The 23,726-nt window shown below is 60.6% G+C and carries 19 protein-coding genes and 5 tRNA genes; 7 read left to right on the top strand and 17 right to left on the bottom strand.

Features of this window, described 5'->3' with window-relative positions; all coding sequences use genetic code 11:
• Positions 1 to 42: 42 nt before the first annotated feature.
• From HBN98_RS24035 to leuC, 3 genes are all read right to left on the bottom strand, one after another.
• The gene (locus tag HBN98_RS24035) at positions 43 to 810 is read right to left on the bottom strand and encodes a class I SAM-dependent methyltransferase (RefSeq protein WP_083368469.1); all 768 of its coding nucleotides are present in this window, start codon (positions 808 to 810) and stop codon (positions 43 to 45) included.
• Positions 811 to 946: 136 nt separating this feature from the next.
• Complete coding sequence (gene leuD, locus HBN98_RS24030) at positions 947 to 1,591, bottom strand: 3-isopropylmalate dehydratase small subunit (RefSeq protein WP_083368468.1); 645 nt, start codon at positions 1,589 to 1,591, stop codon at positions 947 to 949.
• Positions 1,592 to 1,604: 13 nt separating this feature from the next.
• Positions 1,605 to 3,023, bottom strand: a complete 1,419-nt coding sequence (gene leuC / locus HBN98_RS24025) for a 3-isopropylmalate dehydratase large subunit (protein WP_083368467.1) — start codon at positions 3,021 to 3,023, stop codon at positions 1,605 to 1,607.
• 141 nt (positions 3,024 to 3,164) lie between these two features.
• Between leuC and HBN98_RS24020 the strand changes: the two genes are divergently transcribed.
• Together HBN98_RS24020 and HBN98_RS24015 are read left to right on the top strand one after the other, a co-directional pair.
• Positions 3,165 to 4,055, top strand: coding sequence for a LysR family transcriptional regulator (locus tag HBN98_RS24020; protein ID WP_083368466.1), 891 nt, complete (start codon positions 3,165 to 3,167; stop codon positions 4,053 to 4,055).
• Between the two features lie 68 nt (positions 4,056 to 4,123).
• The gene (locus HBN98_RS24015; protein WP_083368465.1) at positions 4,124 to 7,402 is read left to right on the top strand and encodes a sensor domain-containing protein; all 3,279 of its coding nucleotides are present in this window, start codon (positions 4,124 to 4,126) and stop codon (positions 7,400 to 7,402) included.
• Between the two features lie 47 nt (positions 7,403 to 7,449).
• Here the strand turns inward: HBN98_RS24015 and HBN98_RS24010 are convergent, their stop codons facing one another.
• The 10 genes from HBN98_RS24010 to gltX all read right to left on the bottom strand — a co-directional run bounded on the left by HBN98_RS24010 (position 7,450) and on the right by gltX (position 13,485).
• Positions 7,450 to 7,896, bottom strand: coding sequence for an Hsp20 family protein (locus tag HBN98_RS24010; RefSeq protein WP_083368464.1), 447 nt, complete (start codon positions 7,894 to 7,896; stop codon positions 7,450 to 7,452).
• A 120-nt stretch (positions 7,897 to 8,016) separates the two neighbouring features.
• Complete coding sequence (locus HBN98_RS24005) at positions 8,017 to 8,976, bottom strand: tRNA dihydrouridine synthase (RefSeq protein WP_083368463.1); 960 nt, start codon at positions 8,974 to 8,976, stop codon at positions 8,017 to 8,019.
• Positions 8,977 to 9,157: 181 nt separating this feature from the next.
• The gene (locus HBN98_RS24000) at positions 9,158 to 9,595 is read right to left on the bottom strand and encodes an acyl-CoA thioesterase (RefSeq protein ID WP_083368462.1); all 438 of its coding nucleotides are present in this window, start codon (positions 9,593 to 9,595) and stop codon (positions 9,158 to 9,160) included.
• Between the two features lie 48 nt (positions 9,596 to 9,643).
• Positions 9,644 to 10,477: an alpha/beta fold hydrolase gene (locus tag HBN98_RS23995; protein WP_083368461.1), complete on the bottom strand. Its 834-nt coding sequence runs from the start codon at positions 10,475 to 10,477 to the stop codon at positions 9,644 to 9,646.
• A 30-nt stretch (positions 10,478 to 10,507) separates the two neighbouring features.
• Positions 10,508 to 11,047: a TetR/AcrR family transcriptional regulator gene (locus HBN98_RS23990; RefSeq protein WP_083368460.1), complete on the bottom strand. Its 540-nt coding sequence runs from the start codon at positions 11,045 to 11,047 to the stop codon at positions 10,508 to 10,510.
• Positions 11,048 to 11,228: 181 nt separating this feature from the next.
• Positions 11,229 to 11,304, bottom strand: a tRNA-Glu gene (locus HBN98_RS23985).
• A gap of 81 nt (positions 11,305 to 11,385) precedes the next feature.
• Positions 11,386 to 11,461, bottom strand: a tRNA-Ala gene (locus tag HBN98_RS23980).
• Positions 11,462 to 11,514: 53 nt separating this feature from the next.
• Positions 11,515 to 11,590, bottom strand: a tRNA-Glu gene (locus HBN98_RS23975).
• A 79-nt stretch (positions 11,591 to 11,669) separates the two neighbouring features.
• Positions 11,670 to 11,745, bottom strand: a tRNA-Ala gene (locus tag HBN98_RS23970).
• 258 nt (positions 11,746 to 12,003) lie between these two features.
• Entirely contained in the window at positions 12,004 to 13,485 is a 1,482-nt protein-coding gene (gene gltX / locus HBN98_RS23965) for a glutamate--tRNA ligase (RefSeq protein ID WP_064588366.1), read from the bottom strand.
• 229 nt (positions 13,486 to 13,714) lie between these two features.
• Here gltX and HBN98_RS23960 point away from each other — a divergent pair, with 229 nt between their 5' ends.
• Positions 13,715 to 14,764 carry an HlyD family secretion protein gene (locus HBN98_RS23960; RefSeq protein WP_083368459.1) on the top strand — a complete coding sequence of 350 codons (1,050 nt, stop codon included), beginning with the start codon at positions 13,715 to 13,717 and terminating at the stop codon, positions 14,762 to 14,764.
• Entirely contained in the window at positions 14,754 to 16,304 is a 1,551-nt protein-coding gene (locus HBN98_RS23955; protein ID WP_083368458.1) for an MDR family MFS transporter, read from the top strand. The genes HBN98_RS23960 and HBN98_RS23955 overlap by 11 nt, the downstream gene beginning before the upstream one ends.
• A 45-nt stretch (positions 16,305 to 16,349) precedes the next feature.
• Here HBN98_RS23955 and uvrB read toward each other — a convergent pair whose 3' ends face one another.
• Entirely contained in the window at positions 16,350 to 18,365 is a 2,016-nt protein-coding gene (gene uvrB / locus HBN98_RS23950) for an excinuclease ABC subunit UvrB (RefSeq protein WP_007969222.1), read from the bottom strand.
• A gap of 336 nt (positions 18,366 to 18,701) precedes the next feature.
• Between uvrB and HBN98_RS23945 the strand changes: the two genes are divergently transcribed.
• Positions 18,702 to 19,898 carry an amino acid aminotransferase gene (locus tag HBN98_RS23945; protein WP_083368457.1) on the top strand — a complete coding sequence of 399 codons (1,197 nt, stop codon included), beginning with the start codon at positions 18,702 to 18,704 and terminating at the stop codon, positions 19,896 to 19,898.
• Between the two features lie 226 nt (positions 19,899 to 20,124).
• Positions 20,125 to 20,325 carry a hypothetical protein gene (locus tag HBN98_RS23940; protein WP_064588370.1) on the top strand — a complete coding sequence of 67 codons (201 nt, stop codon included), beginning with the start codon at positions 20,125 to 20,127 and terminating at the stop codon, positions 20,323 to 20,325.
• Here HBN98_RS23940 and HBN98_RS23935 read toward each other — a convergent pair.
• The gene (locus tag HBN98_RS23935; RefSeq protein ID WP_007943502.1) at positions 20,322 to 20,552 is read right to left on the bottom strand and encodes a hypothetical protein; all 231 of its coding nucleotides are present in this window, start codon (positions 20,550 to 20,552) and stop codon (positions 20,322 to 20,324) included. The two genes, HBN98_RS23940 and HBN98_RS23935, sit on opposite strands and share 4 nt — an antisense overlap.
• A 228-nt stretch (positions 20,553 to 20,780) precedes the next feature.
• On the opposite strand from HBN98_RS23935, the gene HBN98_RS23930 reads away from it, so the two are divergent.
• Positions 20,781 to 20,856 (top strand) — tRNA-Asn (locus tag HBN98_RS23930).
• Between the two features lie 230 nt (positions 20,857 to 21,086).
• On the opposite strand, the gene HBN98_RS23925 is transcribed toward HBN98_RS23930, so the two are convergent.
• Together HBN98_RS23925 and HBN98_RS23920 are read right to left on the bottom strand one after the other, a co-directional pair.
• Positions 21,087 to 22,610: a nucleobase:cation symporter-2 family protein gene (locus HBN98_RS23925; protein WP_083368456.1), complete on the bottom strand. Its 1,524-nt coding sequence runs from the start codon at positions 22,608 to 22,610 to the stop codon at positions 21,087 to 21,089.
• Between the two features lie 249 nt (positions 22,611 to 22,859).
• Positions 22,860 to 23,687: an arylamine N-acetyltransferase family protein gene (locus HBN98_RS23920; RefSeq protein WP_083368455.1), complete on the bottom strand. Its 828-nt coding sequence runs from the start codon at positions 23,685 to 23,687 to the stop codon at positions 22,860 to 22,862.
• Between the last annotated feature and the right edge of the window lie 39 nt (positions 23,688 to 23,726).

Genomic DNA, 23,726 nt, shown 5'->3' with positions numbered 1-23,726 from the left:
TCTTCAGTCGGTGCGCCACGGGTGGCGCGCCGGGAAAAATGCTTAGCGTTCGGCCATCAGTACGATCACATCTGTACTGAACGAGCCGTCGGCATCAATCTCAAAATATTCGCGCACTTCGTTGCCCATCGACTGCTGCAACTGGCGGATCGCCGCGCGCATCACTTCGGGTGTGCGCATGCGCTCGACCCAACTGCTGTACTCCAGACGCAGGCGCTGCCGCGTGGTGCTGCGCGTGTGCAAACCGGCCTCGCTGACCTGACGCAACCACTCGCCGGCGGAATAATCGCGCACGTGGCTGGTGTCGCGCAGCACTTCGACGCTTTGCAGGTAAGTGTCGAACAACGGGCTGCCCGGTGACAACACATCGACGAACGCCGCCACGCCACCCGGTTTCAGCACCCGGCGCACCTCGCGCAGGGCTACGCCAAGGTCGCTCCAATGGTGCGCCGAATAGCGGCTGAACACGAAGTCGAACTCGCCATCGGCAAACGGCAGACGCTCGGCGGCACCGTTGACCGTGGCAATGTTGGCAAACCCGCGATCCACGGCCGCGGCGGCAACCACGTCAAGCATCTGCTGCGACAGGTCGTAGGCCACCACTTCTTTTACCAGTGGCGCCACATGAAAACTCACATGTCCGGCGCCGCAACCCAAGTCCAGCACCCGCGCCTCGCCCTGCCCGGCCAGCTCAGCCTGTAGCAGCGCAAATTCGGTGCCTTGAGCGTGAACGGCGCTGCTAAGGTAGGCGGCGGCCTGTTCACCGAATTGCTTCTGTACGACCTGAGTGTGTTGGGCAGTGCTGGTCATGGTCACATCCTGCATTTGTGTTGTTTGAGCGGCCGTCTTCGCGAGCAGGCTCGCTCCCACAGGGGAATGCATTTCAAGTGTGGGAGCGAGCCTGCTCGCGAAGGGGCCGGCCCTGACTACATCAATCTCGAATCAATTATGCGTCGCGGAACAACCAAGGCTGGCTCACCCGATGCTTGGCCTCAAACGCGGCAATCGCATCACCGTCCTGCAAGGTCAAACCGATATCGTCCAGACCGTTCAACAAGCAATGCTTGCGAAACGCGTCAATCTCGAAGTTGTAAACCTTGCCATCCGGACGGGTCACGGTCTGCGTCTGCAGATCGATCTGCAATTGATAGCCCGGCTCGGCCTCGACCTGCTTGAACAGTTCATCGACTTCCGCGTCGCTCAAGATGATCGGCAACAAGCCGTTCTTGAAGCTGTTGTTGAAGAAAATGTCGGCGTAGCTCGGCGCGATGATGCTGCGGAAACCGTATTCTTCCAGCGCCCACGGCGCGTGTTCACGGCTGGAGCCGCAACCGAAGTTCTCCCGGGCCAGCAACACGCTGGCGCCTTGGTAACGCTCGGCGTTGAGCACGAAATCCTTGTTCAGCGGACGCTTGGAGTTGTCCTGATACGGCTGGCCGACATCCAGGTAACGCCACTCGTCAAACAGGTTCGGACCGAAACCGGTGCGTTTGATCGACTTCAAGAACTGCTTCGGGATGATCTGGTCAGTGTCGACGTTGGCACGATCCAGAGGCGCGACAAGACCAGTGTGCTGGGTAAAAGCTTTCATGCTGCGCTCTCCTTCAGATCAATTCACGAACGTCGATGAAACGACCGTTCACCGCCGCTGCAGCGGCCATGGCCGGACTCACGAGGTGGGTACGACCACCGGCACCCTGACGGCCTTCGAAGTTGCGGTTGGAGGTCGAGGCGCAATGCTCGCCGGACTCCAAACGGTCCGGGTTCATCGCCAGGCACATCGAGCAACCTGGCTCGCGCCACTCGAAACCGGCTTCGAGGAAAATCTTGTCCAGACCTTCAGCCTCGGCCTGAGCTTTGACCAGGCCCGAGCCCGGCACCACGATCGCCTGCTTGATGGTCGAGGCCACTTTGCGGCCCTTGGCGATCACGGCGGCGGCGCGCAAGTCTTCGATGCGCGAGTTGGTGCAGGAGCCGATGAACACGCGGTCGAGCTGGATGTCTGTGATCGCCTGATTGGCGGTCAACCCCATGTATTTCAGGGCGCGGACGATCGAGTCACGCTTGACCAAGTCCATTTCCTTGGCCGGGTCCGGCACGTTCTGGTCAACCGCCAACACCATCTCGGGCGAAGTGCCCCAGCTGACTTGCGGCTTGATCTGCGCGGCGTCCAGTTCAACCACGGTGTCGAACTCGGCATCAGCGTCGGAGACCAGGTCTTTCCAGGCTTCAACCGCTTGATCCCACTGCGCGCCTTTCGGCGCGAACGGACGGCCCTTGACGTACTCGACGGTCTTTTCATCCGCTGCTACCAGACCCACGCGGGCGCCGGCTTCGATGGACATGTTGCAGATAGTCATGCGGCCTTCGACCGACAGATCGCGGATCGCGCTGCCGGCGAATTCGATGGCATGGCCGTTACCGCCGGCGGTGCCGATCTTGCCGATTACCGCGAGAACGATGTCCTTGGCGGTGACGCCGAACGGCAACTGGCCTTCGACGCGCACCAGCATGTTCTTCATTTTCTTGGCGACCAGGCACTGGGTGGCGAGCACGTGCTCGACCTCGGAGGTGCCGATCCCGTGCGCCAAGGCACCGAAAGCGCCGTGGGTCGAAGTGTGCGAGTCGCCGCAGACCACGGTCATGCCCGGCAAGGTCGCGCCCTGCTCCGGACTGATCACGTGGACGATGCCCTGGCGGATGTCATTCATCTTGAACTCGACGATGCCGTATTCATCACAGTTGTCATCGAGGGTCTGCACCTGCAAACGCGAGACCTGGTCGGCAATGGCGGTGATGCCACCCTTGCGCTCCGGGGTCGTCGGTACGTTGTGGTCCGGGGTCGCGATGTTGGCATCGATGCGCCAAGGCTTGCGCCCGGCCAGACGCAGGCCTTCGAAGGCTTGCGGCGAGGTCACTTCGTGGATGATGTGACGATCGATATAGATCAGCGCCGAGCCATCGTCGCGCTGCTTGACCAAATGCGAATCCCAGAGCTTGTCGTAGAGCGTTTTGCCGGCCATCAGACGGTTCCTCATCAGCTTGTTTCTATGCCCTGGGCTTATCAATAACCCTTTGGCTTGTGAGGCCGATCCTATGGGGTTAGATTAAATAACTCAAATTCATATTTTTTATGCTTTGGATAACCAACTGGAATACGACTCATGGACCTGGCCAACCTCAATGCTTTTATCGCCATTGCCGAGACCGGCAGCTTCTCCGGCGCCGGAGAACGCCTGCATTTGACGCAGCCGGCGATCAGCAAACGCATCGCCGGGCTGGAGCAACAGTTGAAGGTGCGGCTGTTCGATCGACTCGGCCGTGAAGTCGGCCTGACCGAGGCCGGGCGCGCCCTGCTGCCCCGGGCCTATCAGATCCTCAACGTGCTGGACGACACCCGCCGCGCCCTGACCAACCTCACCGGCGAGGTCAGTGGTCGCCTGACCCTGGCGACCAGTCACCACATCGGCCTGCACCGCTTGCCACCGTTATTAAGGGAGTTCACCCGCCGCTACCCACAGGTGGCGCTGGACATTCAGTTCCTTGATTCGGAAGTGGCCTACGAGGAAATACTTCATGGCCGCGCCGAACTGGCGGTGATCACCCTGGCGCCGGAGCCGCACTCCCTGGTCAAAGCCACGCCGGTGTGGGACGACCCGCTGGACTTTGTGGTGGCGCCGGAGCATTCATTGATCAGCAATGGCGCGGTGAGCCTGGCGGACATTGCCGGTCATCCGGCGGTTTTCCCCGGCGGCAACACCTTCACCCATCATATTGTCCAACGCCTGTTCGAAGCCCAGGGGCTGACGCCGAACATCGCCATGAGCACCAACTACCTGGAAACCATCAAGATGATGGTCTCTATCGGTCTGGCCTGGAGTGTTCTGCCGCGCACCATGCTCGATGAACAGGTCGCGCGCATACCTTTGCCGGGCATACAGCTCAGTCGCCAGCTAGGCTATATCGTGCACACCGAACGGACGCTGTCGAATGCGGCAAGGGCTTTCATGGCCTTGCTGGATGCACAAATCGATCTGCCAGGGACTCCAGGCTAACTTGTGCTACTCCTATAGAGCCGCTGCCCCTGCGCCTAACGCCACCACCAGCTCAAGGCCCGTTAACAATGCCGAAATCTGTTGACCGAATTCCGCCGATGCCGCGTATTCAGGCCATTGATCCGCGACGTTCCGAGCAGAGCTGGGAGAGTGCGCCGCAATTGCTCGCCGCGCTCAACGGCGCCCGGCTCGGCGCCTGGTATTGGGACATCGAGCGCGGGCAGATCAGTTGGTCGCGGGGCACCCAGGCGCTGTTCGGCTTCGATCCACGGCAACCGCTGCCGCAGGACCTGGAATACCTTGACCTGCTGCCGCCCGAAGACCGGGCAAAAACCGTGCGGGCCTTTCATGCCGTGATCGCCGGCGCACCGCTGGAACAGGCGATGCACCACCGCATCCGCTGGCCCGACGGCAGCCTGCACTGGCTGGAGATCAGCGGCAGCCTGCTGCCGGATAAAGACGGCCGCCCCCGAATGATCGGGGTGATTCGCGAAATCACCCACCAGCGCCAGCGCGAACAGGCTCTGAGCAGCTCGGAGAAACGTTTCGCCACACTCTTTCACCTGTGTCCGAACATGGTGCTGCTGACGCGCCAGGAAGACGGCCTGATCACCGAAGCCAACCAGTATTTCGAAAGCCTGTTCGGCTGGCCGGTCCAAGACGCCATCGGTCGTACCACGCTGGAACTGGGCCTATGGGTGTACCCGGAACAACGGACCGAGCTGGTGAAAAAGACCAAGGCCAAAGGCGAACTGATCAGCATGGAAGTGCAGTTTCGCGCCAGCAACGGGCAGATTCATGACGGCATCCTCAGTGCACAGAAGGTCGAACTCGAAGGCCAGCCGTACCTGCTTAGCACCTTTCTCGACACCACTGAACGCAAAGCCGCCGAACACGCCTTGAAAGACAGCCAGGAACGCCTCGATCTGGCACTGGACTCGGCGCAACTCGGCACTTGGGACTGGCACATCCCCAGCGGCATGCTGTACGGCTCGGCGCGGGCCGCGCAATTGCACGGGCTGGAACCGATCCCGTTTCACGAGTCGTTTGAAGAGTTTTTCGAAGGCGTACCCGGCGAAGAGCGCGACAGCATGCGCGACGCCTACCGCAGCCTGCGTGAAGGCCCGGCGGGCAATTATCAGCTGACTTACCGCGTGCAATTGCCGGACGGCAGCTCGCGTTATCTGGAAAGCCGCGCCCGTCTCTATCGCGACGAAAACGGCGCGCCGCTGCGCATGGCCGGGACGTTGCTGGATATCACCGATCAGGTCGAGCGCGAGCAACGTCTGGTCGCCTCGGAAGAGAAATTCGCCACGCTGTTCCAGGTCAGCCCGGACCCGATCTGCGTGACCCGTCAGGACAGCGGCGAATTCATCGAAATCAACAACAGCTTCACCCAGACATTCGGCTGGAGCGCCGCCGACGTGATCGGCCGCACTGCCGAGGACATCGGCTTGTGGGACGCTTCGGCAAAAAGCCTGCAACGCATCGAACGGGTGATCCGCGAACAAGGCCTGAGCAATGTCGCGATCATCGTCCAGCACAAGGACGGCCAGTCGCTGACCTGCGTGATTTCCAGCCGGCAGATCAGCGTCGGCAACCAGCCGTGCATCGTCACCACCCTGCGCGACATCACCCAACAGCAGCGCTCCGAGGCCGCTCTCAAGGCCAGTGAAGAAAAATTCGCCAAGGCGTTTCACTCCAGCCCCGACGCGATCACCATCACCGAGCGCGACACCGGGCGCTATCTGGAGGTCAACGACGGTTTCTGCCGCCTTACCGGCTATCGCGCCGACGAAGTGGTGGGCAAAACCGTGTACCAGATCGGCATCTGGGCCGAAGAAAAACAACGCTCGGCGCTGCTCGCCGAACTGCAGATCAAGGGCCGCGTGCACCATCAGGAAATGCTCGGGCGCAACAAGCGCGGCGAGCTGTTGACCCTGGAAGTGTCGATCGAACCGATCACGCTCAACGAAACCGCGTGCCTGCTGTTGACGGCCCGGGACGTCAGCTTGCTGAAAAACGCGGAAGCGCAGATTCGCCACCTGGCCTATCACGACCCGCTGACCAACCTGCCCAACCGCGCCTTGCTGATGGATCGCCTGAGCCAGCAGATCGCCCTGCTCAAACGCCACAACCTGCGCGGCGCACTGCTGTTCCTCGACCTCGACCACTTCAAGCACATCAACGACTCGCTCGGTCACCCGGTCGGCGACACGGTGCTGAAAATCATCACCGCGCGGCTCGAAGCCAGCGTGCGCATGGAAGACACCGTTGCGCGCCTGGGTGGCGATGAATTCGTGGTACTGCTCAGCGGCCTCGAAGGCACACGCAACGAGGTCAGCGCCCAGGTGCGGGAGCTGGCTGACACCATTCGTGAATTGCTGTCGGAACCGATGTTCCTCGACGGCCAGCGCCTGCAAGTGACGCCGAGCATCGGCGTGGCGCTGATTCCCGACCACGGCTCGACCCCGACCGACCTGCTCAAGCGCGCCGACATTGCGTTGTACCGGGCCAAGGATTCCGGGCGCAACACCACGCAGATGTACCACAACGCCATGCAGAAGGCGGCCAGCGAACGGCTGCGCATGGAGACTGATCTGCGCCTGGCGCTGTCCCGTGGCGAATTCAACGTGCACTACCAGCCGCAGGTCGACGCGCGGGACAACCGCATCATCGGCGCCGAAGCGCTGGTGCGCTGGAATCACCCGGAACTTGGCGCGCAATCGCCCACCGAATTCATCAAGGTCCTGGAAGACAGCGGCCTGATCCTGGAAGTCGGCACCTGGATTCTCGACGAGGCCTGCGAGGCGTTCAAACAATTGATCGCAGTGAAACTGGTCGACCCGCTCAACTTCAGCCTGTGCGTGAACATCAGCCCGCGGCAGTTTCGCCAGAACGACTTCGTCGAACGCATCGAACACAGCATGAGCAGCCACGGCCTGCCCTGCTCGCTGCTGAAACTGGAGATAACCGAAGGCATCGTCATCCAGAACCTGGAAGACACCATCAGCAAAATGCGCCGCCTGAAAAAACTGGGCGTGAGCTTCGCCATGGACGACTTCGGCACCGGTTATTCATCGCTGACCTACCTCAAGCGCCTGCCGGTGGACACCCTGAAAATCGACCAGTCGTTCATCCGCGATGCCACCACCGACCCCAACGACGCCGAGATCATCCGCGCCATCGTCGCCATGGCCCGCAGCCTGGAGCTGGAGGTGATTGCCGAAGGCGTGGAAACACCGGAACAGCTGGCGTTCCTGCAAGGGCTGGGCTGCCATTTGTATCAGGGTTATCTGCACAGTCGGCCGGTGGCGCTGGAGGAGTTGAAAGCGATGCTCGAATGACGGGCACGAAAAAGGGCGCCAGTGGCGCCCTTTTTTGTTGCTCGGCCTTATTGCAGCGCCGGCTTCTGCACCCCGTTGATCGGAATGCGTTTGGCTTTCGCTTCTTCCGGGATCACCCGCAACAGGTCGATGCTCAGCAGACCGTTGCTCAGATCGGCGGCCTTGATCTCGATGTGATCGGCCAGGCGGAAGGACAGCTTGAAAGCACGCTGGGCAATGCCCTGATGCAGGAAGGTCACGCCTTCGTTGGCATCACGTTTGCCGCCACTGATGGTCAGCACACCCTTCTCGACTTGCAGTTCCAGGTCTTCTTCCTGGAAACCGGCTGCCGCCACGACGATGCGGTATTGGTCGTCGCCGTGTTTTTCCACGTTGTAGGGTGGGTAGGTGCTGCCTGGTTCATTGTTGCGCAGGGCGGTTTCGAACAAGTCGTTGAAACGGTCGAAACCCACCGAGGAACGGAACAGTGGTGCCAGGGAAAATGCAGTACTCATGGTTCAAATCTCCTGAAAACAAATCAGCAAGTTTTTTTCTCCGCGACCCGAATTCGGCATCGCGTAACCCTTAGATAGGGACCGCCAAAATGATTTCAAGAGACTATTTGCAGATTTTTTTCAGGCCGCTTCGGCGACCGGCAAGCCCAGTAAACGTGAGACTTGATCCGGTTCGGTCTCGCGGCGCAGCACGGTAAACAGCTCGGTCGCCTCGGGATAATTGCGCGTCAGCATCGCCAGCCATTGCTTCAAGCGACCCGGCGATTGGCGTGCGGTCATCTGCGCCTTGGCTTGCAGCCAGAAGTCCTGGATCAGCGGCATCAGCTCGGCCCAGGTCATCTCGACCACTTCTTCGCCAGCGCGGGCAGCGGCAATTTGCTTTGCCAGATCCGGACGCGAGACCAGACCGCGACCGAGCATGATGTCTTCCACGCCGCTGATCTCGCGGCAACGCCGCCAGTCCTCGACGCTCCAGATATCGCCGTTGGCGAACACCGGCACCTTGACCACGTCCTGCACCCGCGGAATCCATTCCCAATGCGCCGGCGGTTTGTAGCCGTCCATTTTGGTTCGGGCGTGCACCACGATGTGCTCGGCGCCGCCCTCGGCCAACGCGGTCGCGCAGACCAGCGAACCGTCCGGGCTGTCGAAACCCAGACGCATTTTCGCGGTGACCGGGATATGCGCTGGCACGGCGCGACGCACGTGCTCGACGATCTGGTTGAGCAGTTCCGGCTCTTTGAGCAGGACCGCGCCGCCACGAGATTTGTTGACGGTCTTGGCCGGGCAGCCGAAGTTCAGGTCGATCACTTCAGAGCCAAGTTCGCAGGCCAGCGCCGCGTTTTCCGCCAGGCACACCGGATCGGAACCCAACAATTGCACGCGCAGCGGCACGCCGGAACGGGTGCGGGCACCGTTAAGCAGCTCCGGACCGAACTTGTGGAAGTAGGCCGGAGTGAGCAACTGGTCGTTGACCCGAATGAACTCGGTCACGCACCAGTCGATGCCGCCAACGCGGGTCAGCACGTCGCGCAGGATGTCGTCGACCAACCCCTCCATGGGCGCCAGGGCAATTTGCATGGGGAAAACACTACTCAAGAAGAAAAAACGTGCGGCAGTTTACTGGATTACGCAGGTTAAACCCACGACCACCTGTAGGAGCTGCCGCAGGCTGCGATCTTTTGATTGTGATCAAAAAATCAAAGTCAAAAGATCGTCCGAACGCGGCCCGAGCCTTCGGCAGCTCCTACAAAGGGTTGCGTCAAGCGGGGAGCTGGATCGCCGGACCGTAACCCTCGATGAATTCGGCCGGCATGCGCTTGGGCTTGCCCGTGGACAGCTCGATGCAGACGAAGGTGGTCTGGGCGCGCAGCAGCGTGGCGTTGTCGCTGGGGCGGATCAGTTGGAAGTGCCGGGTCATTTTCAGGCGCTGATCCCAATCGACGATCCAGGTCGCCAGTTGCAACTCATCGCCTTCGTAAGCGGCTGCCAGATAATCGATTTCGTGGCGCACCACGGCCATCGCCCGATCCAGGCGCCGGTACTCGACCAGATCCAGCCCCAGCCGCTGTGAGTGGCGCCAGGCGCAGCGTTCGAGCCAGGTCACGTACACCGCGTTGTTCGCGTGACCCAGCCCGTCGATGTCCTCGGCACCCACTTGCAGATCAATGGTGAACGGCGTTGCCCGATCCCAGCCCATGCCCCACTCCCGGTCAGATGATTTCAACCGGGGCAGTGTAACGGATGCTCAGGCCGATTGCCGCGCCTGAAGGCTGCGCCCCGCCAGCAGTGATAACACGCCATCAACCACTCGAGGGTCGGCCAGCACGCGCTGGTGGCCGCCGCTTTCCAGGCGCAGCAGACGGCTGTCGAACCAGGATTCGTGAATCAGTTGTGATTCCTTGACCGAGACGAAGGTGTCGTCCTCGGCATGCACGATCAGGCCGGGCATATCCAGCTGATAGTGCGCGACATCGAGTGTTGCGGCACGCATGCCGACGTCCTGCTCGACCTGCCGAATGAAAGCGGAACGCGCCCTTGGCGGCATGCCGACGTAGCGGGCGAAACCGCGTAGCACGCCGAGAATCCGTGCGGGAGCCGCGATGCTGACCAGGGTTTCAGTACGCAGACCCAGTTGCACCGCGAGCATGGCACTGGCGCCGCCCATGGAATGGCCGATGACGGCTTGAAGGGGTGGCAGCTCGGCAGCGGCTTCGAGCATGGCGCGGGCGAACAGCACCACATTGGCTTCCCGTCCCGGTGAACGACCGTGGGCCGGACCATCCAGCGCAACGACCGTGTAACCGGCCTCGACCAGCGCCGTGATCAGCGAAGCAAACTGAGTGGGCCGCCCTTCCCACCCGTGCATCAGCAGCACTGCGGCCCCCTGCCCCCAGCGCAATGCCGACAGGCCGAAGCGCAAGGTGATCCGTTCGGAGCTCGCCAGCAGCGGCAACTCCCAATCCCGCAGCGGCCGCGTGCGCGGCGTCATGAACGCCTGACGCATTTTGCTCGCTACCTGTTTCGGTGCAATCCAGCCCAAGGTGCCATTAACGCCACGAACCCACTTCAACGTGTTCATCGCTCTCTCCTCAGGCGTGCTGCCTTCAGGTCAACGCACCGCCGACTTGGCAGCGCGCAGCAATCGATCGGATAAATCGCCCGGGCCGAGCGCTCTTGCCAGCGCCAGACCACCCACCATCAAGGCCACATCGGCCAACGCTTTATCGGTGTCCTCGGGGCTGGACGCCAACTGCGCAATCATCAGCTCCAGGTGTTCGTTCAGCGCGGTACGAAACGACTCCGGCAAACGCCCCAGCTCACCGAGCGAGGCCGGAATAGGACACGCCGACTCACTGGAATCCCGGTGCTTGCGCGACAGGTAGAACGCAGCGACCAGGGCGCGACGCTCTTCGCCGGTCAGCTCGGAGTCCATGTCGGCAATCAGGTCGCGTCGACGGCCAAGCAGTTGCTTGAACGCCTCAAGCATCATCGCGTCCTTGCTTTCGAAGTGCGCATAAAAGCCACCGACAGTCAGGCCGGCGGCGCCCATCACTTCGCCCACGCTCGGGTCTGCCGGGCCACGCTGGATCAGCGCGGCGCTGGCAGCCTTGAGGATGCGTTCGCGGGTTTGAGCTTTTTTATCGTTCATCGTTGCCTCCGAATATTACGACTAGAATATTATTCGCATAATAATATTCTGCAAGTCGAGGATATGACCGCTGGTCTGAAGCACAGTGTAAGGAAAAAGGAGAGTTGGCCAAACGCCAGACAAACAAAAGGGCCATTCAATAATTGAATGACCCTTATAAATCCCGCAGAGCGGGTAATCGTGGCGTCCCCTAGGGGACTCGAACCCCTGTTACCGCCGTGAAAGGGCGGTGTCCTAGGCCACTAGACGAAGGGGACACAAACCCTTCTATACAGCTGATCAGCGCTGAGATCTGATCTGATTCAAGGCCGGTGTGGCCAGACCTTGAACTGTAAAATTGGTGGAGCTAAGCGGGATCGAACCGCTGACCTCCTGCATGCCATGCAGGCGCTCTCCCAGCTGAGCTATAGCCCCGGATTTTTCGCCTCGCGGCGGAGCGACATCTTGCAACATCGCTTCTGTAAAACTGGCGTCCCCTAGGGGACTCGAACCCCTGTTACCGCCGTGAAAGGGCGGTGTCCTAGGCCACTAGACGAAGGGGACGCAAACCCTTCTATACAACTGATCAACGCTGAGTGTTGATCGCTTCGGAGCCGGTGTGGCCAGGCTTCGAAGTGTAAATTGGTGGAGCTAGACGGGATCGAACCGTCGACCTCTTGCATGCCATGCAAGCGCTCTCCCAGCTGAGCTATAGCCCCTCATCGTTGATGTCATCGCTGAGGACGGGGCGAATCTTAAGGGCGTATCGAAAGCCTGTCAAACTTATTTTTGAAAAATTTCAAAGTTTTTTGTCGGCATAACAATCACTTACCGCCCTCCCCCCGAAAATCCGGCACTCGGGATAGCACAAAGACCTGTAGGAGCTGCCGCAGGCTGCGATCTTTTGACGTTGCTGTTTTAAAGATCAAGATCAAAAGATCGCAGCCTTCGGCAGCTCCTACAGAGCGGCCAAGCGTTTAGGCGATAGTGCCCAGCAGCTTTTCCCACTCTTTGTTTTCTTTCTTCGACACGCCGCCCAGCAGGTCAATCGCCTGGCGCAGACGGAAACGGGTCAGGTCCGGGCCGAGGATTTCCATTGCATCGAGCACCGACACCGAACTTGCCTGCCCGGTGATCGCGGCAAACATCAGCGGCATCGCATCACGCAGTTTCAGCTCGAGGGATTCGACCACCGCCTGAATCGTCGCAGTGATGTTGTCCTTCTCCCACTGACGCAGGCTTTCGAGTTTCCACAGGATCAACTGCATCAACTGGCGAACCTGATCGCCCGAAAGCTTTTTCGATTCGAACAGCTTGGCATCCGGGCTGACGCCGCCCGCGAAGAAGAAGCCGCCCAGCGGCGCAACCTGGCTGAAGGTTTCAACGCGACCCTGCACCAGCGGCGCGATCTTCATCATGTATTCGGAGTTGAATGCCCACTTCTGCACGCGCGCGGCAAATTCTTCCACCGGCAGATCGCGCAGCCACTGGCCGTTGAGCCACGACAGCTTCTCGATGTCGAAGATCGGCCCGCCGAGGGACACGCGCTTGAGGTCGAAGTTGTCGACCATTTCCTGCAGCGAGAACTTCTCGCGCTCGTCCGGCATCGACCAACCCATGCGGCCCAGATAGTTGAGCATCGCTTCCGGCATGAAACCCATGCGCTCGTAGAAGGTCACCGAGGTCGGGTTCTTGCGCTTGGACAGCTTGCTCTTGTCCGGGTTACGCAGCAGCGGCATGTAGCACAACTCCGGTTGTTCCCAGCCGAAGTACTCGTACAGCAGAATCAGTTTCGGCGCCGATGGCAGCCATTCTTCGCCACGCAGTACGTGGGTGATACCCATCAGGTGGTCGTCGACCACGTTAGCGAGGAAGTAGGTCGGCAGGCCGTCGGTCTTCATTAGCACTTGCATGTCCATGCGATCCCACGGGATCTCGACATCGCCACGCAGCATGTCCGGCACCACGCAGACGCCTTCGGTCGGCACTTTCATGCGGATCACGTGCGGCTCGCCAGCGGCCAGACGGGCAGCGACTTCTTCCTTGGACAGCAACAGCGCGCGGCCGTCGTAACGCGGGGTTTCGCCGCGTGCCATTTGCTCGGCGCGCATCTGGTCGAGTTCTTCTGCGGTGCAGAAGCACGGGAACGCGTGGCCCATGTCGACCAGTTGCTGGCAATACTTCTGATAGATATCGCCACGCTCACTCTGCCGGTACGGACCGTGCGGGCCGCCAACGTCCGGGCCTTCGCTCCAGTCGATACCCAGCCAGCGCAGGGCATCGAAGATCTGCTGTTCGGACTCGCGGGTCGAACGCAACTGGTCGGTGTCTTCGATGCGCAGGATGAACTCACCGCCATGCTGCTTGGCAAAGCAGTAGTTGAACAATGCGATGTAAGCGGTACCTACGTGGGGGTCCCCGGTAGGCGATGGCGCGATGCGAGTGCGGACGGTGGTCATGGCATGTCTCGAAAAGAATGAAAAGCAAAACAATCAAGCGGCGAATGGTAACAGGCGACACCCGCCCCGCTCCAGCGGGCAGGGCATTTAAGCCAAGTTTGCGTCTGTAACGCCCATAGACCGCGGTGAAAGGCCGAAAATCAGCCATTGGCATTTACCGTTTATCGGCTGTATGCCAGATTCAGCCGCAGATAACTTTCCTTACAATTCCTCGACTACAGTTTGCCTCATGCCTGCCCAACTCAAGCGTCGCCTGTTTATTTTCCTGCTCCTGGTTCTGTTGATTGCCGGGGGTTTCTTCGCCCATTGGTTTTTCAAGGGCCGCTTTTATGAGAGCACCGACAACGCTTATGTCCAGGGCGAAATCACCCGCGTCTCCAGCCAGCTGAGCGCACGCATCGACGAAGTGTTGGTACAGGACAATCAGCACGTGGAAAAAGGCCAGTTGCTGGTTCGCCTGGAACCCAATGATTTCCGCCTGGCCGTCGATCGCGCCAACGCCACTCTCGCCACCCGCGAGGCCGAGCGCCTGCAGGCGCAGAGCAAATTGACCCAGCAATCGAGCCTGATCGCTGCCAGTGACGCGCAAGTGGCGGCCACCCAAGCGACGCTTGGCCGTTCGCAGATGGATTTGTCGCGCGCCGAAACCCTGCGCAAACCCGGTTACGTCTCCGAAGAACGCGTGACCACCCTCTCCGCCGACGCGCACATCGCCCGCTCGCAAGTGGCCAAGGCCCAGGCCGATGCGCAGAGCCAGCGCCAGCAGGTCAACGCGCTCACCGCCGAGATCAAACGCCTCGATGCACAGATCGCCAACGCCCGCGCCGACCTCGCCCAGGCCGAACTCAACCTGAGCCGCAGCGAAGTCCGCGCGCCGATCAGCGGTCTGGTCGGCCAGCGCGCCGCGCGCAATGGTCAGGTGGTGCAGGCTGGCGCGTATCTGCTGTCGATCGTCCCGGACGAAGACATCTGGGTGCAGGCCAACTTCAAGGAAACCCAGATCGGCCACATGGTCCCCGGACAAAAAGCCGAGCTGACCTTCGACGCTTACAGCGACACACCGATCGAAGCGCGGGTCGACAGCCTGTTCGCCGCCTCCGGTGCGCAGTTCAGCCTGCTGCCGCCGGACAACGCCACCGGCAACTTCACCAAAGTCGTGCAACGGATCCCGGTGAAACTGACGTTCAAGGCCGACAACCCGCTGCACGGCAAGATCCGCCCGGGCATGTCCGTCACCGCCACCGTGAACATCAAAGACGCCCCAGACAATGGCCGGTGATCAACTGATCCGCCCCGCCGGCGAACCGACCCGGCGGGACTGGATCGCCGTCATGAGCGTGATGCTCGGCGCCTTTATGGCGGTGCTCGACATCCAGATCACCAACTCCTCGCTGAAAGATATTCAGGGTGCGCTGTCGGCGACGCTGGAGGAAGGCTCGTGGATTTCCACCTCCTATCTGGTGGCGGAAATCATCATGATCCCGCTGACCGCGTGGCTGGTGCAGCTGCTCTCGGCGCGGCGCCTGGCGGTGTGGGTATCGCTGGGGTTTCTGGTTTCCTCGCTGCTGTGCTCGATGGCCTGGAGCCTCGAAAGCATGATCGTGTTTCGCGCCATGCAGGGCTTCACCGGCGGCGCGCTGATCCCCCTGGCATTCACCCTGACCCTGATCAAACTCCCCGAACACCACCGCGCCAAAGGCATGGCGATGTTCGCCATGACCGCGACCTTCGCCCCGTCCATCGGCCCGACGCTGGGCGGCTGGCTCACGGAAAACTGGGGCTGGGAATACATCTTCTACATCAACATCCCGCCGGGGCTGATCATGATCGCCGGATTGATGTACGGGCTGGAGAAGAAAGAAGCGCACTGGGAACTGCTGAAAAGCACCGACTACACCGGCATCCTCACCCTCGGCGTCGGGCTCGGTTGCTTGCAGGTGTTTCTCGAAGAAGGCCACCGCAAGGACTGGCTCGAATCGAATCTGATCGTGACCCTGGGCAGCATCGCCCTGCTGAGCCTGATTACCTTCGTGATCGTGCAGATTTCCAAGCCCAATCCGCTGATCAACCTCGGCATCCTGCGCAATCGCAACTTCGGCTTATCGAGCATTTCCAGCCTGGGCATGGGCGTCGGGCTATATGGGTCGATCTATCTGCTACCGCTGTACCTGGCGCAGATCCAGAACTACAACGCCTTGCAGATCGGCGAAGTGATCATGTGGATGGGTGTGCCGCAGCTGTTCCTGATTCCGCTGGTGCCGAAGCTGATGAAGTTCGTGTCGCCGAAATGGCTGTGCACGCTGGGCTTCGGATTGTTCGGGTTGGCGAGTTTTTCTTCAGGGGTGCTCAACCCGGATTTCGCCGGGCCGCAGTTCAATCAGATTCAGATCATCCGTGCGCTGGGCCAGCCGCTGATCATGGTGACCATTTCGCTGATCGCCACGGCGTACATCCTCCCGCAGGACGCGGGCTCGGCGTCGAGTCTGTTCAACATCCTGCGTAACCTCGGCGGCGCGATCGGCATCGCCCTGCTCGCGACGCTGCTGGATGCGCGAACCAAGACCTACTTCGATTATTTGCGCGAGGCGGTGGTGCCGACCAATCCGCAGGTCGCCGAACGCCTGGCGTCAATGACCGACCGGTTTGGCAGCGACACGGCAGCACTGGGCAAAATGAGCGAGATTGTCCATCAGCAGGCGCTGATCATGGCCTACAACGATGCGTTTCACTTTGTCGGGATTGCGCTGGGGATCAGCATGTTGGCGATTTTGTTGACCAAGAAATTGCCAGCGGGGCTGAAGGCTGGGGAGTCTCATTAAGACCGCGTTGCCTGCTCGCGAAGAGGCCAGATCAGGCAACAGAGATCAAACAGCCAACAGCCGCTCGCGCAGTTTGGCAATCTCATCGCGCATCTGCGCCGCCGCTTCAAACTCCAGATCCCGCGCCAGCTGATACATCTTCTCTTCCAGCGCACGAATACGCTTGGTGATCTCGCTCGGCGAGCGCAGTTCGGCTTCGTACTTGGCGTTTTCTTCGGCGGCTTTGGCCATGCCCTTGCGCTTCTTGCTGCGCGAGCCAGGCACAGTGGCACCTTCCATGATGTCGGCAACGTCCTTGAACACACCTTTGGGGGTGATGCCGTTTTCCAGGTTGAACGCGATCTGCTTGTCGCGACGACGCTCAGTCTCGCCAATCGCCCGCTCCATGGAGCCGGTGATGCGATCAGCGTAGAGAATCGCCCGACCGTTGAGGTTACGCGCGGCGCGGCCAATGGTCTGGATCAGTGAGCGCTCGGAACGCAGGAAGCCTTCCTTGTCGGCGTCGAGAATAGCCACCAGCGACACTTCCGGCATGTCCAGACCTTCGCGCAGCAGGTTGATCCCCACCAGCACATCGAACGTGCCGAGGCGCAAGTCGCGGATGATCTCGACGCGCTCGACGGTGTCGATGTCCGAGTGCAGATAACGCACGCGCACGCCGTGGTCGGCGAGGTAATCGGTGAGGTCTTCAGCCATGCGCTTGGTCAGCGTGGTGACCAGCACCCGCTCTTCGACGGCCACGCGCTTGGTGATTTCCGAGAGCAGATCATCGACCTGAGTCAGCGCCGGACGCACTTCGACTTGCGGATCGACCAGGCCGGTCGGACGCACCACTTGCTCGACCACTCGGCCAGCATGCTCGGCCTCGTAGTTGCCCGGCGTCGCCGAGACAAAAATGGTCTGCGGACTGACCCCTTCCCACTCGTCAAAACGCATGGGCCGGTTGTCCAGCGCCGACGGCAGGCGGAAGCCGTATTCGACCAGGGTCTCTTTACGCGAGCGGTCGCCCTTATACATCGCGCCGACTTGCGGCACGCTGACGTGGGATTCGTCGATCACCAGCAAGGCGTCGGCCGGCAGGTAGTCATAAAGCGTCGGCGGCGCAGCACCGGCCGGGCGTCCCGACAGGTAGCGCGAGTAGTTTTCGATGCCGTTGCAGTAACCCAGTTCGAGGATCATCTCCAGGTCGAAGCGGGTGCGTTGTTCAAGGCGCTGGGCCTCGACCAGTTTGTTGTTGCTGCGCAGGTATTCGAGGCGTTCCTGCAATTCGACTTTGATGTGTTCGATGGCGTCGAGCAGGGTCTCGCGCGGCGTCACGTAGTGACTCTTCGGATAGAAGGTAAAACGCGGCATCTTGCGGATGACTTCGCCGGTCAGCGGATCGAACGCGGAAATGCTCTCGACCTCGTCATCAAACAGCTCGATGCGGATCGCTTCCAGATCGGATTCCGCCGGGTAGATGTCGATCACATCACCCCGCACGCGGAAGGTCGCACGGGCAAAATCCATGTCGTTGCGGGTGTATTGCAAATCGGCCAGACGCCGCAGCAAGGCACGCTGATCGAGCTTGTCGCCGCGATCGACGTGCAGCACCATTTTTAAGTACGTCTCCGGGCTCCCCAGACCGTAGATGCACGACACCGTGGTGACGATGATCGCGTCCTTGCGCTCCAGCAGCGCTTTGGTCGCGGACAGGCGCATCTGCTCGATGTGGTCGTTGATCGACGCGTCCTTCTCGATGAAGGTGTCGGACGACGGCACATAGGCTTCCGGCTGGTAGTAGTCGTAGTAGGAAACGAAATATTCGACCGCGTTATTCGGGAAGAACGCCTTGAACTCGCCGTAGAGCTGCGCGGCCAGGGTCTTGTTCGGCGCCAGCACCAGCGTCGGGCGCTGGACCTGCGAGATGACATTGGCGATGCTGAAGGTCTTGCCCGAGCCGGTCACACCGAGCAGCGTCTGGTGCGCCAGCCCGGCTTCGATGCCTTCTACCAGTTGGCGAATGGCTTCTGGTTGATCGCCGGCGGGTTCGAAGCGGGTGACGAGCTGGAATTCGGACATATACACCTCTGGATCGCGGCGCTCCGAGCAAAACGGAGCACCACGGGGACGACCGCAAACGACCGATGTCGCGCAAGAAAAAACCTGGATTGTGCTCAATGTGGTGTCGATTGCCTCGGCTTTCAAGGCAAACGTCCTACATCCGGTAAAGACTCTGACAGGATCAATCGACTAACGGTCAAGAAATAATCGGAAAAACTTGCCCGAAAAGCCGATTCGCCTGTCGCCATTGCTCAGTGATGGCCTCTATACTAGCTCCCCGTTTGTGCACCGCTCTAGTGCATTCGGCTGGAGCGCGACACGTCCCTCCACTCTCCATTCAGAGCCGCCGTAATAATGAGCCTGTTCTCCGCTGTCGAAATGGCACCCCGCGATCCAATCCTGGGCCTCAACGAAGCATTCAACGCCGATACCCGGACCACCAAGGTCAACCTGGGTGTAGGTGTTTACTGCAACGAAGAGGGGCGAATTCCCCTGCTGCGCGCCGTGATCGAAGCCGAAACCATTCGCGCTGCTCAGCACGCCTCCCGTGGCTACCTGCCGATCGACGGCATCGCGGCCTACGACCAGGCGGTGCAAAAGCTGCTGTTCGGTAACGACTCGCCGCTGATCGCTGCCGGTCGCATCGTCACCACTCAGGCTGTCGGCGGAACCGGCGCACTGAAAATCGGTGCCGACTTCCTCAAGCAACTGCTGCCGAACGCCGTCGTGGCAATCAGCGACCCGAGCTGGGAAAACCACCGCGCGCTGTTCGAAACCGCTGGCTTCCCGGTGCAGAACTACCGTTACTACGACGCTGCCACTCACGACGTTAACCGTGCCGGCATGCTCGAAGACCTCAACGCCCTGCCGAACGGCTCGATCGTTGTGCTGCACGCCTGCTGCCACAACCCGACCGGCGTCGACCTGACCCCGGCCGACTGGAACAACGTGCTGGACATGGTCAAGGCCAAAGGTCACGTGCCGTTCCTCGACATGGCTTACCAGGGTTTCGGCGACGGCATCGACGAAGACGCCGCGGCTGTGCGTCTGTTCGCTGAGTCGGGCCTGACGTTCTTCGTCTCGAGCTCGTTCTCCAAGTCGTTCTCGCTGTACGGCGAGCGCGTTGGCGCCCTGTCGATCGTCAGCGAGTCGAAAGAAGAAAGCGCGCGCGTGCTGTCGCAGGTCAAACGCGTGATCCGCACCAACTACTCCAACCCGCCGACCCACGGTGCAAGCATCGTCGCCGCGGTGTTGAACAGCCCGGAACTGCGCGCCCAGTGGGAAGCCGAACTGGCAGAAATGCGTCTGCGCATTCGCGGCATGCGCGAGCAAATGGTTGCCCTGCTGGCCGAAAAAGCCCCGCAGCGTGACTTCAGCTTCGTTGGCCGTCAGCGCGGCATGTTCTCCTACTCCGGCCTGACCACTGAACAGGTGCACCGCCTGCGCAACGAGTTCGGCATCTACGCCCTGGACACCGGCCGCATCTGCGTGGCCGCGCTGAACCAGAGCAACATCAAAGCGGTAACGGATGCGATCGTTCAGGTCATCTGATTGCGCTTTGCGATGAAAAACGGGAAGCCTTCGGGCTTCCCGTTTTTTATTTGCCTGATGAACAGCGCTTAACCTCTAGACTGCACACAATTCCCCATTGTGGGAGCGAGCCTGCTCGCGAATACGGCTTGTCTGTCAACAATGATGGCGACTGACCCAGCGCATTCGCGAGCAGGCTCGCTCCCACAGGTTATGAGACAACCTGAATTTTTCGCGAGAGCTCCCTATGAAAAACGACAACCTGCGCGCCGACCGTGACGATCTGGATGATTTCATCCCCCGCGCCCCGGCCAAACGCGACAAGAGCCTTGTGCTGCAAGTCGCAGCGGGCGTGTTCCTCGGTGGCCTGGCCCTGTGGCTGGTGCAACTGGCGGCCACCGCGGCTTACGCCAAGCTGATGCTCGGCACGATTACCTTCGGCGGTTAGGCCAACTCGGTCGCCCGCTGACTGGCGGCATCGTCATAAGCGACGTACAGCGATTCGGCGATCTGGCTTTTGATCGCCTTGGTGCTTTCCAGCCCCAGCACAAAACCTTCGGCCTTGCCGCCGGCGCGGTTCAATTCTTCAGCGGTGCTGGCCTGGGTGATCGCGTCGAAGAGTTTTTCGGCGTGCGGGCCGACGCCTTTGGGCAGGCTGATTTGCGCGATGCTCATGCAAGCACCTCGCCTGGACGGGAAACGAGAACGGTTTGATTCATGACGCGTACCTTTTCGGCGAATGGCCGGCAGCGCGTGTGACCACTTCCGGGCGACCATGGTAGACCTGTGAGGCGGTCCTGGTCATCGCTAATCACTGACAAATCACCGTCCGTCCTGACAAAACCGGAAATTTCATATCCTGTGCTTGACTTCTCTTTTTGAATCAGTAACATACGCACCAATTCCGCAATAGCTCAGTTGGTAGAGCAAATGACTGTTAATCATTGGGTCCCTGGTTCGAGTCCAGGTTGTGGAGCCAAATAGCAAAGCCCCTGAATCGAAAGATTCAGGGGCTTTTTTGTGGGCGCTTGAAAAGATCAGAAGATCGCAGCCTTCGGCAGCTCCTACACAGATCTCATACTCCGCTGATTCTGAGGATGAACGCTGAATCTGTAGGAGCTGCCGAAGGCTGCGATCTTTTGATCTTGAAATGAAAAAGGGCCGATCTGTACAAAACAGATCGGCCCTTTTTCTATTCAGTCGCAGCCGTCAGACATGCTCGCTGCTTTTCACCTGCGCTTTCGGCGCACCGTGCCCATGATCGTGATCATCAGGCTCGATCACCGGCACTTCCTTGCCATCGCAGTCATGCAGCTTGCCGTCGCTGAAGTAATCGCCCTCACGCAGCGCCGCCAGATCGCGATAGCGCAGGGTCCGCTCTTCCGCCGCGGCAAACACCGACTGCTGATCCGAGTTGCCGGCGGTGAAGTGGTTGAAGGTCAGGTTCAGCACAATCGCCATGATCGCCGACGAACTGATGCCCGAGTGGAAAATGGTCGCGAACCAGCTCGGGAAATGATCGTAGAAGTTCGGCGCGGCGATCGGGATCATGCCGAAGCCGATCGAAGTCGCGACGATGATCAGGTTGACGTTGTTGCGGTAATCGACCTTCGACAGCGTGCGGATACCGCTCGCCGCCACGGTGCCGAACAGCACGATACCGGCACCGCCCAGCACCGACGTCGGCACCGCAGCAATTACCCGGCCCATGAACGGCAGCAGGCCGAGAATCACCAGGAACACACCGCCAGTGGCCACCACATAACGGCTCTTGATCCCGGTGACCGCCACCAGCCCGACGTTCTGCGCAAAGGCGCTCTGGGTGAACGAACCGAAGATCGGCGCAAACATGCTCGACAGCATGTCCGCCCGCAGGCCATTGCCCAGGCGCTTGGAATCGACCTTGGTGCCGATGATTTCACCGACCGCCAGAATGTCCGCCGAGGTTTCCACCAGGGTCACCATGACCACGATGCACATCGACAGGATCGCGGCGAAGTGGAAGGTCGGCATGCCGAAGTGGAACGGTGTCGGGAAGCCGAACATCGGACCGGTTGTAACGCTGGAGAAATCCGCCATCCCGAGGAACACCGCCAGCACCGTGCCGATCACCATGGCCAGCAGGATCGACAGACGCGAGATGGTCGAACTGCCGACCTTGCTCAGCAGCAACACCAGCACCAGCGTCACCGCCGCCAGACCGATGTTCTGCATGCTGCCGAAGTCTGTCGCATGGCTGTTGCCACCCATGGCCCAGCGTGCGGCCACCGGCATCAGCGTCAGGCCGATGGTGGTGATTACGATGCCGGTCACCAGCGGCGGGAAGAACTTGGTGATGCGCGAGAACACCGGCGTGATCAGCAGGCCGATCAGGGACGCGGCAATCACCGCGCCCAGCACCGATTGGAAGCCGCCCTCCCCGCCACTGCTGACGATCGCGACCATGGTCGCCACGCCAGAGAACGACACGCCCTGCACCAGCGGCAACTGACAGCCAAAAAATGGCAGACCCAGGGTTTGCAGCAGTGTCGCCAGCCCCCCCGCAAACAATGAAGCAGCAATCAACAAACCAATGTCCGCCGGCGACAGGCCGGCCGCCTGGCCGATGATCAGTGGCACCGCAACGATACCGCCATACATGGTCAGAACATGTTGCAGGCCGTAAGCCATATTCGCGCCGACCCCGAGATTTTCGTCCTCGGGCCGTTGGTGTGAAACATGGGGCGTTTTCATGTGGGGGGTTCCCTGGTTTTTGTTATGCGCACACTGTATTCAATACTCGGGACAAATGTCCATAGAGTTGTATACAACTTGTCAGTCACATAATGGATAGGTAGCCACCCGACCTTCTATCCCGCCACCGCCATCGCCCCACAAATCCGGCAACACGCCCCCTCCGCTCCTTGGTTTTTATCGCACTCGGCTGGAGTGTTGATAGCGACCAGCGGTACAGCGCTGCGCAAAAGGGCAAGCGTCGACTCCTCAGACCGGCAGAATCATCCGCCCCAGCGACTCGCGCACACCCGGCCGCTCAGGCAGACGCAGGCCGAATTCCTGCTCCAGCATCTCAATCAGTTCATCGACATCCGCCACCTCGCGCCGCTCGCTGTCGGCGCCCATGTGGTGGATCGCGAAGCTGCCGTTGTTCAGGGTGCGGCGCCAGCCCTCTCCGGTGCACGCGACCATCAGGCGCTTGGCGAACGGTGACTCGGGATGGGTCGAGACGTACCAGTTGCCGAGGGTGTAATCGATGTCCTCCTGGCGTTGCAGGTCAAACAGGTACATCGCGCGCCACTCGCCGGCGACCTGGGCGCGCAGCATGTAGCCATCGGCCTGTTTTTCGATGCGATAAGGTTCGTGCGGCGTTGCCTGTTCCGCCTCGGTATCGAGCAGCAGCGGCGCAGTCGGCACCATGCCGCCGAAGCCGACATCGGTGATGTAGCGCTCGCCATCGATGATCACCAGGCTCAGGCGATGGGTGCGCGCCGTCCATGTGCCCTCGGGCTGCGCCAGCACGACGCGCCCCGAGATGCCGCGCGCCTCAAAACCCAATTCCTGCAACAGTGCCAGAAACAGATTGTTCAGTTCGTAGCAGTAGCCGCCACGGCCACCGTGCAGGACTTTTTGCTCGACCGATGCCAGATCGATCAACACCGGCGCGCCAGTGATTGTCGACAGATTCTCGAAGGGAAAGACCACGGTATGACGCCGCTGCAATTGCCGCAGGGTGTCCAGGGTTGGTGCCGGTGGGGTATCGAACCCCAGGCGTTGCAGGTACAACGTCGGATTCGCCAGACGTGGCTCGCTCATTGCTCAGTCCTTTTGCATGTGGCCGCGGATCGCTGCGCC

The sequence above is a fragment of the Pseudomonas koreensis genome (genome assembly GCF_012986595.1).
In the GTDB taxonomy this organism is placed as follows: Bacteria; Pseudomonadota; Gammaproteobacteria; order Pseudomonadales; family Pseudomonadaceae; genus Aquipseudomonas; species Aquipseudomonas koreensis.
This window is presented reverse-complemented; position numbering and strand designations above follow the sequence as displayed.

What these genes read in the sequence shown, in the direction of transcription:
- HBN98_RS24035 (WP_083368469.1), bottom strand. Translation starts at nt 810, where the DNA reads ATGACCAGCACTGCCCAACACACTCAGGTCGTACAGAAGCAATTCGGT.
- leuD (WP_083368468.1), bottom strand. Translation starts at nt 1,591, where the DNA reads ATGAAAGCTTTTACCCAGCACACTGGTCTTGTCGCGCCTCTGGATCGT.
- leuC (WP_083368467.1), bottom strand. Translation starts at nt 3,023, where the DNA reads ATGGCCGGCAAAACGCTCTACGACAAGCTCTGGGATTCGCATTTGGTC.
- HBN98_RS24020 (WP_083368466.1), top strand. Translation starts at nt 3,165, where the DNA reads ATGGACCTGGCCAACCTCAATGCTTTTATCGCCATTGCCGAGACCGGC.
- HBN98_RS24015 (WP_083368465.1), top strand. Translation starts at nt 4,124, where the DNA reads ATGCCGAAATCTGTTGACCGAATTCCGCCGATGCCGCGTATTCAGGCC.
- HBN98_RS24010 (WP_083368464.1), bottom strand. Translation starts at nt 7,896, where the DNA reads ATGAGTACTGCATTTTCCCTGGCACCACTGTTCCGTTCCTCGGTGGGT.
- HBN98_RS24005 (WP_083368463.1), bottom strand. Translation starts at nt 8,976, where the DNA reads ATGCAAATTGCCCTGGCGCCCATGGAGGGGTTGGTCGACGACATCCTG.
- HBN98_RS24000 (WP_083368462.1), bottom strand. Translation starts at nt 9,595, where the DNA reads ATGGGCTGGGATCGGGCAACGCCGTTCACCATTGATCTGCAAGTGGGT.
- HBN98_RS23995 (WP_083368461.1), bottom strand. Translation starts at nt 10,477, where the DNA reads ATGAACACGTTGAAGTGGGTTCGTGGCGTTAATGGCACCTTGGGCTGG.
- HBN98_RS23990 (WP_083368460.1), bottom strand. Translation starts at nt 11,047, where the DNA reads ATGAACGATAAAAAAGCTCAAACCCGCGAACGCATCCTCAAGGCTGCC.
- gltX (WP_064588366.1), bottom strand. Translation starts at nt 13,485, where the DNA reads ATGACCACCGTCCGCACTCGCATCGCGCCATCGCCTACCGGGGACCCC.
- HBN98_RS23960 (WP_083368459.1), top strand. Translation starts at nt 13,715, where the DNA reads ATGCCTGCCCAACTCAAGCGTCGCCTGTTTATTTTCCTGCTCCTGGTT.
- HBN98_RS23955 (WP_083368458.1), top strand. Translation starts at nt 14,754, where the DNA reads ATGGCCGGTGATCAACTGATCCGCCCCGCCGGCGAACCGACCCGGCGG.
- uvrB (WP_007969222.1), bottom strand. Translation starts at nt 18,365, where the DNA reads ATGTCCGAATTCCAGCTCGTCACCCGCTTCGAACCCGCCGGCGATCAA.
- HBN98_RS23945 (WP_083368457.1), top strand. Translation starts at nt 18,702, where the DNA reads ATGAGCCTGTTCTCCGCTGTCGAAATGGCACCCCGCGATCCAATCCTG.
- HBN98_RS23940 (WP_064588370.1), top strand. Translation starts at nt 20,125, where the DNA reads ATGAAAAACGACAACCTGCGCGCCGACCGTGACGATCTGGATGATTTC.
- HBN98_RS23935 (WP_007943502.1), bottom strand. Translation starts at nt 20,552, where the DNA reads ATGAGCATCGCGCAAATCAGCCTGCCCAAAGGCGTCGGCCCGCACGCC.
- HBN98_RS23925 (WP_083368456.1), bottom strand. Translation starts at nt 22,610, where the DNA reads ATGAAAACGCCCCATGTTTCACACCAACGGCCCGAGGACGAAAATCTC.
- HBN98_RS23920 (WP_083368455.1), bottom strand. Translation starts at nt 23,687, where the DNA reads ATGAGCGAGCCACGTCTGGCGAATCCGACGTTGTACCTGCAACGCCTG.